Origin of the sequence: Arthrobacter sp. Bi26, assembly GCF_918697925.1 — a bacterium.
Classification (GTDB): Bacteria; Actinomycetota; Actinomycetes; order Actinomycetales; family Micrococcaceae; genus Arthrobacter.
Genome location: NZ_CAKKMF010000018.1, coordinates 19,819 through 35,959 on the forward strand (window position 1 = coordinate 19,819; position 16,141 = coordinate 35,959).

A 16,141-nucleotide genomic window follows, 5' to 3' on the forward strand; every position below is an offset into this window, starting at 1 on the left:
AGTCTCCGGCAGCGGCTCCGGCAGGGGTTCCGTCCGGATGCCGGCGCGAACTTTCGCCGGGATGCTCGCCGTCACTGTCGCCGCGGCTCTCTCCGGGATTCTCGTCGCCGCGGCTCTCTCCGGGATTCTCGTCGCGGCGGCTCTCTTCGGGATTCTCGTCGCCGCGGCTCTCTCCGGGATTCTCGTCGCGGCGGCTCTCTTCGGGATTCTCGTCGCGGCGGCTCTCTCCGGGATCTTCACCGGGGCGTTCGCTGGGATTTTCACCGGGGTTTTCACGGGGGTCTTCAGGGTTCACAGGGGGCCTTGACACACTGGCACACTACCGGACATAGTCGTCTAGATGTGAGGACGCCGCCACTGAATGTGATGCATCGCTCACGGTCTCGAGGCATCTTGACCTCTATTACCCCTTGTTTACACAGCGTTAACATGACACGCTTAATCCAGATGACCGAGGGGGCCCCAATGGGCCCTTTTCTTATGAAGCCTCTAGTGAATAATTTCACAAAGGCGTTTAACGAGTTCCCACGAATGGAGTGACTGATCAGCATGGATTGGCGTAACCGCGCAGCCTGCCTTGACAAGGACCCGGAGCTGTTCTTCCCCGTTGGAAACACGGGCCCTGCCCTCCTGCAGATCGAGGAAGCGAAAAGTGTTTGCCGCCGCTGCCCCGTTGTGGATACCTGCCTGCAATGGGCTTTGGAGTCCGGCCAGGACGCCGGAGTGTGGGGCGGCATGAGCGAGGACGAGCGCCGCGCCCTGAAACGCCGCGCTGCACGGGCACGACGCGCTTCCTGATCCCGCTGCCCAAGCACCGGCAGCTACAGCGCCGGCAGCCACCGAACGACCCTGCAGCAATGGCCGCGGACCCTAAGGTCCGCGGCCATTGCCCGTTTAAGCCGCCGGGTGCAACGTCAGCGCGACGTGAGGCTCAGGACAATCTGGACTGCGGTTCCCCCGCCCTCCCTGGCCTGCCAGTGGATGGTGCCGCCGAGTTCACTCATGACCAGTGTGCGGACAATCTGCAGGCCAAGGCCCTCGACATACGGCGTGTCCGGCAGTCCGACGCCGTCGTCCTCCACCGTCACGGTGAGAAGTTCGTCCCCGTCCTCGGTCTCCGAGCGGTCGGCGAGCAGCGAGACAGTACCGGTCCGTCCCTCCAGCCCGTGCTCGACGGCGTTCGTGACCAGTTCGTTGATGACGAGGGCCAATGGGGTGGCGAAGTCGCTCGGCAGTTCCCCGAAGAGGCCCGAACGCTGGGTTTTGACCTGCTGTGAGGGCGAGGCGACCTCGGCCGAGAGGCGGAACTGGCGGCCGATGAGTTCGTCAAAATCGACGCTCTGGGTCAGGCCCTGCGAGAGCGTCTCATGCACCAGGGCAATGGTCGCCACCCGCCGCATGGCCTGCTCGAGCCCCTGCTTGGCCTCGTCGCTGACCATGCGCCGCGACTGCATCCGCAAAAGAGCCGCGACGGTCTGCAGGTTGTTCTTCACCCGGTGATGGATCTCGCGGATGGTGGCGTCCTTGGTGACAAGCTCCATCTCCCGGCGGCGCAGCTCCGAGACGTCCCGGCACAGGACCAAGGCACCGAACCGCTGCTGCTCGTCGCGCAGCGGGATGGCACGCAGCGAAAGACTCACACCGCGCGACTCGATTTCGCTGCGCCACGGCATGCGGCCCGTGACGACGAGCGGCAGGGTTTCATCGACCATGCGCCGGTCCCGCAAAAGTCCCGCCGTCACCTCGGCGAGGGACCGGCCCTCGAGGGACTCGCCGTCGCCGAGGCGGCGGAACGCAGAGACCCCGTTGGGGCTGGCGTACTGCACGATCCCCTCGGCGTCGAGCCTGATCAGGCCGTCGCCCACACGCGGGGCGCCGCGGCGCGAGCCTGTGGGCGACGCGAAGTCCGGCCACAGCCCCAGGGTTCCCATGCGCAGCAGATCGTAGGCGCATTGCCGGTAGGTGAGCTCGAGCCGGGAGGGCATCCGTGAACTGGAGAGGTCCATGTGGGAGGTCACGATCGCCAGGGTGCGGCCGTTGCGGACCATCGGCACGGCCTCGACCCGCAGCGCCATATCGCTGCTCCAATTGGTCTCGTTGGAGCGCTCGATCGCGCGGCTCTCCCACGCCTTGTCGACCAGCGGTTGCAGGTCCGACCTGATCCCCTCCCCCACGAAGTCGGCGTGGAACACCGTGTGCGTGGTGGAGGGGCGGACGTGGGCGAGGGCCACGTAGCCGAACTCAGGATGCGGAAACCACAGGGCGAGATCGGCGAACGCGAGGTCGGCGACCATCTGCCAGTCGCCGACCAGGAGGTGCAGCCATTCGGCGTCCCCCGGGCCAAAATCAGCATGTTCCCTGATTGGGTCCGTAAAGATTGCCACAGCACCTCCATTTGCGACACCAGGGACGGCAGTCCCTTAGCGTCGGACGATTGACCTCAAGAGCCTCAATGCTACCGACAGTGAGGCCATGTCATCGGCCTCGAGCGCATTGACCTCATCAAACATGGACTTCGCCCGGCCCAGCTGCTCCGCGTTCTGGCCCTCCCAGGCCAGCAGCCGCTCTTCGGCCGGAGCCCCGGCCGGAGTGTTCTCCAGCACCGCCGTCGTCATGTCCGAGACCGTGGAGTAGAGGTCATCGCGCAGGGCTGCACGGGCCAGTGCCTGCCAGCGGTCCGCCCTCGGCAGCTTGGTGATGCGTTCGAGGAGGGAATCTGCATGGAAGCGGTTGAAGACCGTGTAGTAGACGTGGGCAATATCGGCCACGGATTCCTTGCTGACATGGACGATCTTGGCGATGTCCAGGAGCACGAAGCTCTCGAACAGTTCCGCCCAGCGGTGTGCCAGGTCTTCCGGAAGGTCCCAGCTGCGCGCCTTCTGAAGCCATTCGGCCACACGGGCGCGGTCGTCGCCCCGGAGGTAATCGAGCAATCGGGCCCGCATGGGATCCATCAGCGGCTTGAATTCGGCCACGATCTCGGCGATGGGACGGGACGCGGAACCCTGGCCGAGGAGCCACCGGACGGCGCGGTCCAGCAGCCGCCGGATGTCAAGGTGGACGGTGCTCCAGTGTTCGGTCGGGAACGACGCCGGCAGTTCGTTGAGTTCCTTGACCATGATGTCCAGCTCGTAGACCTCGCGGAGGGCAACGAACGCCTTGGCGAGGGCCGCTTCCGTGGCCGAGGTTTCCTCAATGGCGCGGAACGCGAAGGTGATGCCGCCGAGGTTGATCATGTCGTTGGCAACCACGGTCGCGATGATCTCGCGGCGCAGCGGGTGGGTATCCAGTTCGGCGTCGAACCTCTCCCGCAACTGCTCCGGGAAGTAGGCCCGCAGCGTCGTGCGGAACCACGGGTCATCGGCGAGGTCGCTGTCGCGCAGCGCGGTGGCAAGTTCGATCTTGGCGTAGGCGGCCAAGACCGAAAGTTCCGGGGAGGTCAGCCCCTGGCCCTGTTCCAGGCGCTCCTGCAACGTGGCCGTGGTGGGCAACGCCTCGAGGTCCCGTTTGAGGTCCGCCGACTTTTCCAGCCAGTCCATGAGCCGTTCGTAGCTGGGGCTCCATTCGGAGACCCGCATCCGGTCGTTGAGGAGCAGGATGTTCTGGTCGATGTTGTCCTCGAGCACCAGCCGGCCGACCTCGTCGGTCATCGAGGCCAGGAAGTCCGCACGCTCGGCGGGCTCAAGCTTGCCCGCCGCGACCATCCGGTCCACGAAGATCTTGATGTTGACTTCGTGGTCCGAGCAGTCCACACCGGCCGAGTTGTCGATCGCATCCGTGTTGAGGATGACGCCCTGCAGCGCGGCCTCAATGCGTCCGCGCTGGGTCATCCCCAGGTTTCCGCCTTCACCGACCACCTTGACCCGCAGTTCGCGGCCGTCCACGCGGATGGAGTCGTTGGCCTTGTCGCCAACCTCGGCATTCGTTTCGGTGCTGGCCTTGACGTAGGTGCCGATGCCGCCGTTGTAGAGCAGGTCCGCCGGGGCGAGGAGGATGGCGCGCAGGAGCTCCGGCGGGCTCAGCTCCGTGGTGCCCTCCGGGAGGCCGAGGGCGGCGCGGACCTGTGCGGACACGGGGATCGACTTGGCCTGCCGGGCAAAGACGCCGCCGCCTTCGCTGATGAGCGCCTTGTTGTAGTCATCCCACGAGGACCGGGGCAGTTCGAAGAGCCGTTGGCGCTCCGCGTAGGACGTTGCCTCATCCGGAGTGGGGTCGAGGAAGATGTGCCGGTGGTCGAAGGCGGCCAGCAGGCGGATGTGCTTGGAGAGCAGCATGCCGTTGCCGAACACGTCGCCGGACATGTCGCCGACGCCCACCACGGTGAAGGGCTCGGCCTGGGTGTCGAGGTCCAGCTCGCTGAAGTGGCGCTTGACCGATTCCCAGGCGCCGCGGGCCGTGATGCCCATGGCCTTGTGGTCATAGCCGACGGAGCCGCCGGACGCGAAGGCGTCGCCGAGCCAGAAGCCGTATTCGCCGGCCAGTCCGTTGGCGATGTCGGAGAAGGACGCGGTGCCCTTGTCGGCCGCGACCACCAGGTAGGAGTCGTCGTCGTCATGGCGCACGACGTCGGCCGGCGGCCTGACGGTTTCGCCCTCGGCCGTCACGATCAGGTTGTCCGTGATGTCCAGGAGTCCGCGGATGAACGTCTTGTAGCTCTCGACGCCCTCGGCCATCCAGGCGCTGCGGTCGGCCGCGGGGTCCGGGAGCTGCTTGGCGTAGAAGCCGCCCTTGGCGCCTGTCGGGACGATGACGGCGTTCTTGACGGTCTGCGCCTTCACCAGGCCCAGGATTTCTGTGCGGAAGTCCTCGCGCCGGTCCGACCAGCGCAGGCCGCCGCGGGCCACCTTGCCGAAGCGGAGGTGCACGCCCTCGACCCGGGGCGAGTAGACCCAGATCTCGAACATGGGCCGCGGGAACGGCAGGCCCCCGATGAGGGACGGATCCAGTTTGAAGCTCAGGTGGGGCTTGTTCTGGTAGTAGTTCGTCCGGAGCGTGGCTTGGATCAGGTTCTTGAACGTGCGCAGCAGCCGGTCGGCGTCGAGGGTCGCGACCTGCTCGATCGCAGCGTCGAGTCCGGCGAGGACCTCGACTTCCCTGAGCACGCGGTCGGCGTCGCTGAGCGCCGGGTCAAAGCGTGCCGCGAACAGGGCGCTGAGTCCCCGCGTGACATCCGCGTTCGCCAGCAGGGTGTCGGCCAGGAACCCGAAGGAGTTGGTGTTGCCCATTTGCCGCATGTACTTGGCATAGGCGCGCAGTACGACCACCTGGCGCCAGTGCATGCCCTCCCGCAGCACCAGCCGGTCGAAGCTGTCGGACTCCACGGCGCCGGTCACGGCAGCGCCGAAGGACTCGCCCAGCAGCTGCCCGGTGGCTTGGGGATCCACACCGGCGGGGTACTTGAGGCCGAGGTCGTAAAGGAAGAAATCCCGGTGATCCGCGGTCTCGATCTCGAACGGGCGTTCGTCCAGGACCTCGAGGCCCAGGTTGTGGAAGTACGGCAGGATCTGGCTCAGGCTCTTCGGCTCCAGCATGTAGAGCTTGACGCGGGCGTCCTCTTCCAGCGTGGCGCCGGCGCCGTCGGGCAGGTAAACGTGGACGCCGGGCTGCTCCTTGACGCCTTCACCGGCCCGTTCGGCCGCGGCACCGTACTTTTCGAAGCGGTCGATGTCCTGCAGCGCGTCTTCGATCTCGTAGTCCACCCGGTAGCCGGCAGGGAACGCCTCCGCCCAGACGGCGGCCAGTTCCTTGGCGCCGTTCTCCCGGACGCCGGCGCCCCCGCCGTCGCCGCGAGCGCGCAGAACTTCGGAAATGCCTTCGCCCCAGGAGCGGGCGGCCCGGACCAGGCGCTTCTCCAGCTCGTCGCTGTTGACGTTGCTGACGTCGGCGTCCTTGGGCAGCCGGATCCGGAAGAAGAGGCGGGCCAGAGCGGACTCTGTCATGCGCGCCTCGTAGTCGATGGACACGGCGTTGAAGGTCTCCCGCAGTTCCTGCTCAATGCGCAGGCGGACGTTGGTGGTGTAGCGGTCGCGCGGCAGGTAGACGACGGCGGACATGAACCGGCCGTAGATGTCGGGACGGAGGAAGAGCCGCGTCCTGCGGCGTTCCTGCAGACGCTGGATGCCGGTGGCGATGGCGGCGAGGTCCGGGATTTCGATCTGGAACAGCTCATCGCGCGGGTAGGTCTCGAGGATGCCCAACAGGTCCTTGCCCGAGTGCGAGTCCGGCGGGAAGCCGGCGTCATGGAGGACAGCGGCAACTTTTTCCCGGACCACGGGGATGTCGCGGACGGAGCCGGCGTAGGCGGTCGTGGCGAAGAGGCCGATGAAGCGGCGTTCCCCGTTGACGTTGCCGGCGGCGTCGAAGCTCTTGACGCCGATGTAGTCCAGGTACGCCGAGCGGTGCACGGTAGAGCGGGAGTTTGCTTTCGTGATCACCAGCGCGCGCTTCTCGCGCGCCTTTCTCCTGCCGGCGTCGGTGAGGTGCTGGACCTGGCGGCTGTCCGCGCCGGCGCGGAGCAGGCCGAGGCCGCTTTCCTCGCGCAGTTCCAGCACATCCTCGCCGGATACGTTCACGAGGTCGTATTCGCGGTAGCCGAGGAAAGTGAAGTTCCCGTCATCGAGCCAGCGGAGCAGGTCCTGGGCCTGCCGCAGCTCGGCAATCTGTGCCCGGTTGGCCACCCTGTCCAAATCCGCGGAGATCTCAAGGGCCTTCGTCCGCATCTTCGGCCAGTCTTCGACGGCGGCGCGGACGTCGCCGAGCACCCGGGTGATGCCCTTGACCAGCTCGGCGCGCTTGCCCTCGCCCACGAGGTCGATCTCGACGGCGATCCAGGATTCCATGTGCGAGGCGTTGTCGCCCTCGGCGATCAGGTGGGAGAGGTTCGGCATGGCCGCCGTGTCGCCGCTGGAGATGCCCAGGTGGGAGGGTACGCGTGCCACCTTGACCAGGTCGCCGGTAGCGCGGTTGCGGGTCACCACGAAAAGCGGGTGCAGCACGAGGTGGATGGGTGCGTTCTGGCGGACCAGTTCGGCGTTCACCGAGTCCACGAGGAAGGGCATGTCATCGGTGACGATGTAGAGGACACTGCAATCGGCCTCGTCACGGACGGCGATGTTCGCGATGCCTGGCCTCCGCGTCGCCGCGATCTGGCGGTGGGTATCGGCCCTTGCCGTCAGGACTTCCTGGGGATAGGCCCGGAAATCCTCCTCCGCGAGGTGCTCGTAGTAATCCCCGAGGTAGCTTTCGCTACTACCGATCGAAACGGGCTGATCCTCCACGCTGGACCCAGACGACATCGAAACGCCTCCATAAAAGAAGTTCACAGCCGCTTCTTTGCGGCCCTTATGTTGACCCTAACCCTTTGCCCGGCGCTCTGCTGTGGAAGAAAAGACAAAGGATTTCTTGTTTCGCTGGGCAGGTGCACAAACCAATCCGGCGATCGCACGCCGCAACTCAGATTCGGGGGCGGATTCAAGCAAAAGTGCCCCGGACAGCAGGGCGGCGTCGCTCGCTGCGGGGTCGGACGGCAGGAACGCCGACAACGGCGCCGAGGGGCCGTACCGCTCCCAGGCAGCCCGGAGCTGGCGTTCGGGCGACCGCCCGACGGCGGAGGACCTGACTTTGTTCATGACCACCTGGGGCGCTGCCTGCGGGACGGCCGCCTGGAGCTCGGCCAGACCGCGGACGAGCCTCGGCACGCCAATGGAATCGGCCGCCCCGACGGCAAAGACCGTGTCGGCCAGCTCCAGGCTCCTTAAGGTCGCGGCGTTGCGGCGCGGCGCCCCGCCGTCAAAGCCCAGCTCGTCATCGGATTCCAGGCAGAATCCGGTGTCCACCACGGTGACTTCTGCGATCTCCCGGGCCCGCTCCAGCACCAGCGTGAGCGCCGCGGGGCGCAGTTCCGTCCAGCGGTCCGCCCGCGTGATCCCGGTGAGCACACGAAACGTCCCGGCCTTGGTCGCCACCGTCGTGGCGATCCTGAGCAGGGCGTCGGCGTCGAGCAGTCCCTGGTCTGCCAGCCGGCAGGCCTGGGCCAGCCCGGCAGCCTCATCGAGCAGACCCAGGAGGGCGGCCACGCTGGCACCGTAACTGTCGGCGTCGACCAGCAGCACCGATTGCCCGTCCGCGGCCAGCTCCCCCGCCATGTTGGCGGCCACCAGGGTCCGGCCCGGCGCGCCAGCCGGACCCCAGACCGCGATGATCCGGCCCTTCGCGGCAGTGCCTGCGGCGGTTGGGTGCGCCCCGGAAGACCGCGGCACCTGCCCGGCGGCCGTGACGGCGACGGCGGAAGCATCGTCGGTCCCAGCGAGCCCGGGCCGGAGTCCGGTGCCACTGAGCTGCGCCACCGCTGCGGAAATCCGCGCCGCAAGGGCCGCGGCATCAACAGCGCGGGCTTCCGCCGCCACGCCAATGGTCCGCAGGCGGGCCGTTTCCTCCGGATCATCAGTGAGGGCGATGACGACGACGCCGACGGCGGACAGCCGGTCCACCAGCGAGGCCGTCAGTTCTTCGCTGCCCGCCGCGACGACAGCGGCGCGGGCCAGCCCGCTCTGGCAGGCGGCCAGCAGTTCCGCCAGTTCGGTGCACCGCCGGACAACGGACACGGGTCCGTGCAGACGCTCCAGGCCGCCCACCAGGTCATCGCGGGAGTCCCCCACCGTCACCACGGGAATGCTCATCGCGCGGTACCGCCCGGGTTCCACACGACCGCGATCTTTGCCTTGTTGGCCTGGGCTCCCAGCAGCTTCGGCATCTGGGCGTCCGGGACCAGCACCATGACCACCATCGACCGGGAGGACCCCAGGGCAGTGCTGCCCGAGGTGATCTGGGCAATTTCGGCGCCGGAGAGGAGCAGCGTGGGCTCGCTGAAGCCGTTGCGGGTATCCGGCAGGGCCACCCAGACGTCCACGCGGGAGCCCGCCACGGCCTGCGCGGGAAGATTTTCCTCGACCGTGACCGCGACGGGCTTGCGGTCAAGCCCGTCGAGCCGGCCTGTGCTCTCGCGCGGCAGCAGCTGGTCCTTGCCGATCCGCTGTACGGCCACGAGGCCGGCATCCAGACCTGACTCCGGGGTCAGGTAGTGCCGTTCCACCTCGCCGAGCCGTACTTTGACCCGGTGCAGCTTGTCGACGGTCAGCGTCTCGCCGACGGCGATCGGCTCCCGCGCCGCGTACGCTTCGGTGGTCTGGTCCGCGGCACCGACCAGCGAGACCACACCCACCACGGATGCCAGGACCAGCAGGATTCCGACGAGGAGCCGGGGGTCTTTCCAGGACGGCTTCTTCAAACGGGCCCCTTCGGCTGCCGCGCTTCCACTCATGCGTCCGCTCCCCCTGTCGTCGCCGCCCGTTCCCTCGATGCCGGGCACCCCTATTGTTGCGCCCGGGCGGCCCGCGCGGAAGATCCAGGGCCAAACAGCCGCAAACTGTGGATAACCGCACCAGTAGGCATCAACGGTGGCAAAATGGACTCATGCCCCGATTCCTGACTCTCGCTGACGTTGCCGAGCAGCTCCAGATCAACTCTCCGGCTGCCTACGCGCTCGTTCGCAGCGGCCAGCTCAAGGCAATCCAGGTGGGCGGCCGCGGCCAGTGGCGTGTCGAGGAGAAGATGCTTGAGCAATACATCCAGGAACGCTACGCCGAGGCCAGTCGCATGATCGAAGAGGCCAGGTCGAAGTCTGCCGGAAATTGAACTCGGCGTTCTGACTATCGGCCCGCGGCGCTGACGGATCTGATGCCCGCCAGGGCGCGAAATGGAATGGCCACCACCTGCCGGTCGGTCGCCGGAAGCCGGTCGCCGCCCTCCCGCGTCACGGCCAGATCCAGGAAATCCCGGCCAACTGTGTCAATGACGCCGTGGAGCGCGGCCTCTGCCCGGCCGGGAGAGACAAATATTGCCACCCGCGCCCGGTTCCTGGCGAGTCCCCTGAGTGCGCTGCCCAAACCGAGCCGCCGGCGGACGGCTGACGGTTCGGAGACCGCCATCCGCGAAAGGCCCACATACTGCGCGGCAGCGGCATAGGGAATCAGCACCTGGTGTTGGGGCTCATCAAGGACCAGGGCTTCGCTGCCCGCGTGGCTCAGCACCCCCTCGAACGCCGCCCCTGAGGACACGTGCACGCGGATACTGAGCCCGAGGGATCCGCGGAGCCGGTCCGCGAGCTCCACGCCCGCAGAGTCCACCAGTGCGCGCTCCGCTACTTCTGCCTCAAAATCCAGCCGCTGGCGCGCCGCCAGCTGCGCCTCCATGTCGTCAAACAGGGCGTCCCACCGCATGGCGTCAGCGTAGGCGCGCCTCCCGCACCGGTCAATCCACAGGCACCGTGAATCAACGGGCTCCAATTCATCCACAGGCACCGAACTGCATCTAGACAAACCGGTTCCTACAGGCCCAGACTTCAATCAACAGCCTTAAAAGTCATCAAATGACATCAAACAGCATCAAACAATATTCGGATCGAGTGAGGGAAGCAGCCATGGACCGGACAGCAGCACCGCAGACCCGGACCCAGAGGCTGCCCTTGCCCGCGCCCAGGCAGACGGTTCGGGCCGACGCGGCCATGGCCACTGCCATCCTGCTGCTGGGGATCTTCCTCGCGACTGCCGGCGGCTTCCTCGTCCAGCGCTGGCAGTCAGGCTCGGCACGCCGGCAGTCACTTTCCTTCGAGGACCAGCTGGGGATCTTGGCAAATACCGCCGGACTAATCGTCATCACCTGGTGGGTGATGACGCTCGCCATCGCCGCCGCAGCTGCGCTGCTTGACCGTCTCGGCCGGACCCGTGCAGCGGCCGTCACAGGCCGGTTCAGCCCGGCCTTCATGCGACGGCTTCTTCTCGCCGCCGTCGGCCTGCAGTTGCTGACCGCGCCGCTGGCCACCGCGGCGACTGTCTCCGACGGGCCCGGGCCGGGCCTGCCTGGCCAGGCAGCGGTGTCGGCATCGTGGACGCCGCCACCCGGGTGGGCCGCGGCGCCGGGGCCGCACGATCCGGCCGCCGGTTCCGCGGTAGATCCGCGGTGGAAGCCAGTGAGTCCGGCCGTGGATGCCGGCCCCCTGGCCGCGCGCCAGGTACGCTCGCCGGACACACCCGGCGCCCGCAGGGAGGTCACGGTCCGGTCCGGTGATTCGCTGTGGAGCATCGCCGCGGCCGCGCTGGGGCCGTTAGCTTCCGACGCCGACATCGCAAGAGAGTGGCCCCGGCTTTATGCGGGCAACCGCGACACCATCGGAGCCAACCCGCACTTCCTGCGTCCCGGACAGGTCCTCGTCCTCCCGCCGCCAAACTAGGGACGCGCCGCACTGCGGCCATGGCCGGAACCACAGCCAAGGCCGCAGCCAGGACGAAAACCAGGGCCCGACGGAATTTCAGGAGCAGGAAGTTCAGGATCAGGAAGTTCAGCCAGCACCAGCATCGCCAGCCATCAGCCATCAGCCATCAGCAAAGGAACCGTCATGAATGCAGTCACCGGGATCCGCTCAGCCGCGGCGACCACAGCCCCGCACGCCCCCGCCCTCCGGGTTGTGTCCGGCACGGCGGCGGCGGCCGTGCGCGCCGCCGCGGCCCCGCCGCCCCTGCGCGTTGTTGACGAGGCACGCGAGATTTGCGCGATTTCCCGCAGCACCGTGCAGGCGGCCATCGAAGTGCTGGCCGGAACGCGGCCCGCACAGCAGCTCTCCCGCCGCCTGGACCCGCGCTGCCTGGCGGCCCTGCAGCACCGCGCCGCGCTGACCCGCCGGGTGGCCTCCGGCAGCTCGCCCACGGCCGGCCGGCTGCACCGCAACCCGTCTGTCCGGTCCGTCCGGGCCTGCCGCGTTTCGGATGACGTCTACGAGGCCAGCGCGGTCGTGGTCGAGGAATCACGGGTCCGCGCGGTGGCGCTGCGGCTGGAGCGCGGCACGGCGGCCTGGCGTGTCACCGTGCTGGAGATCGGCTGAACGGCGGGGACGCAGGCAGAAGCCGGCAGAAGCGGCCGAAGGCAGAAGCGGTCAGAAACCGGGCCCGGCCTGCCAGGGAAAGGAGGCACAAAACACGGGAGGACCGGAGCTGTTGCTCCGGTCCTCCCCCATGTTGGCGTCGTGCCTAGCGCCGCTTCTTCTTTGCCGTGCGGCGGCCGATGTCCTGCGCCGCGGCCTTGGCCGGGTTTCCGGAGCGTCCGGTGCCCTTCGCCTCGATCCGGGTCTGGGCGGCACCGTCTTCGCCAGGGGCGGTGTACTGCAGCTGCGCGGGCTTCTCGGGGGCCTCGAGTCCGGCGGCATGGATCTGCGGCTCGTGGTGTTCGGTGTGCTGGCCCTCGGCATCGGCCACCACAACGTCCTCGGCCGGCGTCACTTCGACGTCGAGGTTGAACAGGAAGCCGACGCTCTCCTCGCGGATGGCCTCCATCATGGCCTGGAACATGATGAAGCCCTCGCGCTGGTACTCCACCAGAGGGTCGCGCTGGGCCATGGCGCGCAGCCCGATGCCCTCCTTGAGGTAGTCCATCTCATAGAGGTGTTCCTGCCATTTCCGCCCGATGACGGACAGGACCACCCGGCGCTCCAGTTCGCGCATACTCTCGGAGCCGATCGCCTGCTCCCTGGCCTGGTAAACCAGGCGGGCATCGGAGAGGATCTCTTCCCGGAGGAAGTCGACCGTGACGCGGGACTTGCCGCCGGCCTCGTCAATGACGTCGCGCGGGGTGAAGCTCACGGGGTACAGGGTCTTGAGATTGGACCACAGGAGGTTGAAGTCCCAGTCATCGCCGGTGCCCTCGGCCGTGGCCTCGTCGATGAAGGCGTTGATGGTGTCTTCGAGGAAGTACTGGACCTTCTCGTGGAGGTCATCGCCTTCGAGGATGCGCCGCCGGTCACCGTAGATTGCCTCGCGCTGGCGGTTCAGGACGTCGTCGTACTTCAGGACGTTCTTGCGCTGTTCGGCGTTGCGGCCTTCCACCTGGCCCTGGGCCGAGGCGATGGCGCGCGAGACGAGCTTGGATTCGAGGGCGACGTCGTCCGGCACCGAGCTGTTCATGAGCCGTTCTGCCGCGCCGGAGTTGAACAGGCGCATCAGGTCATCGGTCAGCGAGAGGTAGAACCGGGACTCGCCTGGGTCGCCCTGGCGTCCGGAACGGCCGCGGAGCTGGTTGTCGATGCGGCGGGACTCGTGGCGTTCGGTGCCGAGCACGTAGAGTCCGCCCAGGTTCAGGACTTCCTCGTGCTCGTCCTTGACGGCCTGCTTGGCAGATTCGAACGCCTCGGGCCAGGCGGCCTCGTATTCCTCGGAGTTATCCTCCGGGTCCAGGCCCCGCTTGGCCAGTTCGGCGACGGCGGTGAACTCGGCGTTGCCGCCGAGCATGATGTCGGTACCGCGGCCGGCCATGTTGGTCGCGACCGTGACGGCGCCCTTGCGGCCGGCCTGGGCCACGATGGACGCTTCCCGGGCATGGTTCTTGGCGTTCAGGACCTCGTGCCGGACGCCTTCCTTGGCCAGCAGACGGGAGAGGTATTCGCTCTTCTCGACGCTGGTGGTGCCGACGAGGACCGGCTGGCCCTTTTCGTGGCGTTCGGTGATGTCCTTGACGACGGCGTCGAACTTGACCGTCTCGTTCTTGTAGACGAGGTCGGCCTGGTCGATCCGGGTCATGTCGCGGTTGGTGGGGATGGCAACGACGCCGAGCTTGTAGGTGCTCATGAACTCGGCGGCCTCGGTCTCGGCCGTGCCGGTCATGCCCGCGAGCTTGTCGTACATGCGGAAGTAGTTCTGCAGCGTCACCGTGGCGAGCGTCTGGTTCTCGGCCTTGATCTCGACGCCTTCCTTGGCTTCGATGGCCTGGTGCATGCCCTCGTTGTAGCGGCGGCCGGCGAGGATGCGGCCGGTGTGCTCATCGACGATCAGCACCTCGCCGTCAAGGATGACGTAGTCCTTGTCGCGCTTGAACAGTTCCTTGGCCTTGATGGCGTTGTTCAGGAAGCCGATCAGCGGGGTGTTGGCGGACTCGTAGAGGTTGTGGATGCCGAGGTAGTCCTCGACCTTTTCAATGCCGGCCTCGAGGACACCGACGGTGCGCTTCTTCTCATCGACCTCGTAGTCGGTCTCGGCGTGCAGGCGCGTGACCACCTTGGCGAATTCGCTGTACCAGCGGTTGGTGTCCCCCTGGGCCGGGCCGGAGATGATGAGCGGGGTGCGGGCCTCGTCGATGAGGATCGAGTCCACTTCGTCGACGACGGCGAAGTGGTGGCCGCGCTGGACGAGCTCGGACTTGTCCCACGCCATGTTGTCGCGCAGGTAGTCGAAGCCGAATTCGTTGTTGGTGCCGTAGGTGATGTCCGCGGCGTACTGTTCGCGGCGCACCGCGGGATCCTGGTTGGACAGGATGCAGCCGCTGGTCAGGCCGAGGAAGCGGTAGACACGGCCCATGAGGTCGGACTGGTATTCGGCGAGGTAGTCGTTCACGGTGATGACGTGGACGCCGTTGCCGGCGAGGGCGTTGAGGTAGGCCGGAGCGGTGGCCACCAGGGTCTTGCCTTCACCGGTCTTCATTTCGGCGATGTTGCCCAGGTGCAGGGCGGCGCCGCCCATGAGCTGGACATCGAAGTGGCGCATGCCAAGGGTACGGGATGAAGCTTCGCGGACAGCCGCGAAGGCTTCGGGCAGCAGATCGTCCAGCTTCTCGCCGGCCTGGTGGCGTTCGCGCAGGCGGTCAGTTTCTTCACGGAGCTCGGCATCCGTGAAGGTCTGGAAGGAGCTCTCCAGGGCATTTATGGAATCGGCATAGTTCCGCAGTTGCCGCAGGGTTCTTTTGTCACCTGTGCGGAGAAGTTTTTCGATAAGTGATGCCACGTGAAGTTGCTCCCAGTCTCAAGCTGCCGAATTCTGGCGTGTTTAGTCTACGGGAGAGACGCAGGGCCGGTGGCGCCTGTTCCCTCACAGCGGATAGTGCGAATTACCGGGCAGCGACGGCTTCGGCGAGCGCCGGCGCGAGGTTCCCCGTTGGCGAGACAACTACCCCGTCCAGCCCCAGCCACTCTGCCATGAGCTGCAGTTCCGCGGCGAGTTCGACGGCGGTGTCCGCCGGCGCGCCGGCTTCCGCATGGGCGGTCCTTACCAGGAGCAGGCCGCCGGCCCGGTCCGCTTTGAGGTCCACCCGGGCGACGATCGCGTCGCGGAGCAGGAACGGCAAAACGTAGTAGCCGTACTTCCGCTTCGGCTCGGGCGTGTAGATCTCGATCCGGTAGTGGAACCCGAACAGCTCCTCGAGCCGCCGGCGTTCGAACACCAAGGAGTCGAAGGGGCTCAGGAGCGCCCGGCCGGTGGCTGAGCGCGGAAGCTTCGCCTCCGCGTGGCGGTACAGGGGCCGGTCCCAGCCGGCCACTGCGACCGGTTCCAGCCTGCCGCTGTCCACGAGGTTCCGCACTGCCACGGCGGCTGCCTTCTGCGGGGTCCGGAAATAGTCCGCGAAGCACCGCACGGTCCCAATACCGTGGGCCCGGGCCGCGGCGTCGATCAGCCGGTCCATCGCGGCAGCCGCGTCCGGTTCTGGCGCCGCCGCTTCCACGCCCGGGCCGGGGAGCACCCTGGCGGTGAGGGTGTAGCGCCGTTCGAAGGATTCGGTCCGGGAGGAGGCGGAGACCACGCCCTCTTCGAAGAGATGTTCCAGCACCCTTTTGACGGCGTTCCAGTTCCAGCCCCAGTTCTCCCGCTGCTGATCCTCCACGTGGCCGAGCCGGGCTGTGAGTTCGGCGGCGGTCATCGGTTTCCCGGCGGCCAGGGTTTCCAGCACCTTGGCCGCCACCCCGTTGCGCAGTTCGGGGTCCATGCTGTGCGCGCCCACCCATTTGCGGTTCTGCCACTGCACGAGGTCGTGGAAGTGGTCCGGCCGGATGAAGCAGGCTTCGTGGGCCCAGTACTCCATCATCCGGGGCGGGTGGGTCCCCGCCATCCGCGCCAGGATCGCTCGGTCGTAGTTGCCGAGCCGCGAGAAGAAGGGCAGGAAGTGGCTGCGGGACACCACATTGACGGAGTCGATCTGGACCAGGTGCAGCCGGGTAAAGGTACGGCCCACCGCCCGTGCGCTCACGGGTCCGGCGGGCCGTTCCTTCTCCAATCCCTGGGCTGCCAATGCGATCCGCCGTGCCTGTGCCAGGCTCAGCGATGCTTGCACG

At 67.2% G+C, this 16,141-nt stretch carries 12 protein-coding genes; 5 read left to right on the forward strand and 7 right to left on the reverse strand.

Annotated features, from left to right (window positions below):
- Positions 1-61: 61 nt before the first annotated feature.
- Both LQV16_RS06840 and LQV16_RS06845 read left to right on the forward strand, forming a co-directional pair.
- The gene (locus LQV16_RS06840) at positions 62-307 is read left to right on the forward strand and encodes a hypothetical protein (protein ID WP_229993158.1); all 246 of its coding nucleotides are present in this window, start codon (positions 62-64) and stop codon (positions 305-307) included.
- A 242-nt stretch (positions 308-549) separates the two neighbouring features.
- On the forward strand, positions 550-798 hold the full coding sequence (locus LQV16_RS06845) for a WhiB family transcriptional regulator (RefSeq protein WP_003804966.1): 249 nt from the start codon (positions 550-552) through the stop codon (positions 796-798).
- A gap of 116 nt (positions 799-914) precedes the next feature.
- On the opposite strand, the gene LQV16_RS06850 is transcribed toward LQV16_RS06845, so the two are convergent.
- The 4 genes from LQV16_RS06850 to LQV16_RS06865 are packed head-to-tail and all read right to left on the reverse strand — an operon-like array spanning position 915 to position 9,319.
- The gene (locus LQV16_RS06850) at positions 915-2,384 is read right to left on the reverse strand and encodes a PAS domain-containing sensor histidine kinase (protein WP_229993159.1); all 1,470 of its coding nucleotides are present in this window, start codon (positions 2,382-2,384) and stop codon (positions 915-917) included.
- A gap of 36 nt (positions 2,385-2,420) precedes the next feature.
- Positions 2,421-7,295 carry an NAD-glutamate dehydrogenase gene (locus tag LQV16_RS06855; RefSeq protein WP_229993160.1) on the reverse strand — a complete coding sequence of 1,625 codons (4,875 nt, stop codon included), beginning with the start codon at positions 7,293-7,295 and terminating at the stop codon, positions 2,421-2,423.
- A 57-nt stretch (positions 7,296-7,352) separates the two neighbouring features.
- Positions 7,353-8,678: a chromosome partitioning protein gene (locus LQV16_RS06860; protein ID WP_229993161.1), complete on the reverse strand. Its 1,326-nt coding sequence runs from the start codon at positions 8,676-8,678 to the stop codon at positions 7,353-7,355.
- Positions 8,675-9,319: a hypothetical protein gene (locus LQV16_RS06865; protein ID WP_229993162.1), complete on the reverse strand. Its 645-nt coding sequence runs from the start codon at positions 9,317-9,319 to the stop codon at positions 8,675-8,677. The genes LQV16_RS06860 and LQV16_RS06865 overlap by 4 nt, the downstream gene beginning before the upstream one ends.
- Positions 9,320-9,471: 152 nt before the next feature.
- Between LQV16_RS06865 and LQV16_RS06870 the strand changes: the two genes are divergently transcribed.
- Entirely contained in the window at positions 9,472-9,693 is a 222-nt protein-coding gene (locus tag LQV16_RS06870) for a helix-turn-helix domain-containing protein (protein WP_229993163.1), read from the forward strand.
- Between the two features lie 14 nt (positions 9,694-9,707).
- Here LQV16_RS06870 and LQV16_RS06875 read toward each other — a convergent pair whose 3' ends face one another.
- Complete coding sequence (locus tag LQV16_RS06875) at positions 9,708-10,277, reverse strand: hypothetical protein (RefSeq protein ID WP_229993164.1); 570 nt, start codon at positions 10,275-10,277, stop codon at positions 9,708-9,710.
- Positions 10,278-10,477: 200 nt separating this feature from the next.
- On the opposite strand from LQV16_RS06875, the gene LQV16_RS06880 reads away from it, so the two are divergent.
- Together LQV16_RS06880 and LQV16_RS06885 are read left to right on the forward strand one after the other, a co-directional pair.
- On the forward strand, positions 10,478-11,287 hold the full coding sequence (locus LQV16_RS06880) for a LysM peptidoglycan-binding domain-containing protein (protein WP_229993165.1): 810 nt from the start codon (positions 10,478-10,480) through the stop codon (positions 11,285-11,287).
- A 165-nt stretch (positions 11,288-11,452) separates the two neighbouring features.
- A complete protein-coding gene (locus LQV16_RS06885) occupies positions 11,453-11,935 on the forward strand; it encodes an Rv3235 family protein (protein ID WP_229993166.1) in 483 nt (160 codons plus the stop codon).
- A 145-nt stretch (positions 11,936-12,080) separates the two neighbouring features.
- Here LQV16_RS06885 and secA read toward each other — a convergent pair whose 3' ends face one another.
- Together secA and LQV16_RS06895 are read right to left on the reverse strand one after the other, a co-directional pair.
- Entirely contained in the window at positions 12,081-14,819 is a 2,739-nt protein-coding gene (gene secA / locus LQV16_RS06890; protein WP_229993167.1) for a preprotein translocase subunit SecA, read from the reverse strand.
- A 103-nt stretch (positions 14,820-14,922) separates the two neighbouring features.
- The gene (locus tag LQV16_RS06895; RefSeq protein ID WP_229993168.1) at positions 14,923-16,140 is read right to left on the reverse strand and encodes a crosslink repair DNA glycosylase YcaQ family protein; all 1,218 of its coding nucleotides are present in this window, start codon (positions 16,138-16,140) and stop codon (positions 14,923-14,925) included.
- Between the last annotated feature and the right edge of the window lies 1 nt (position 16,141).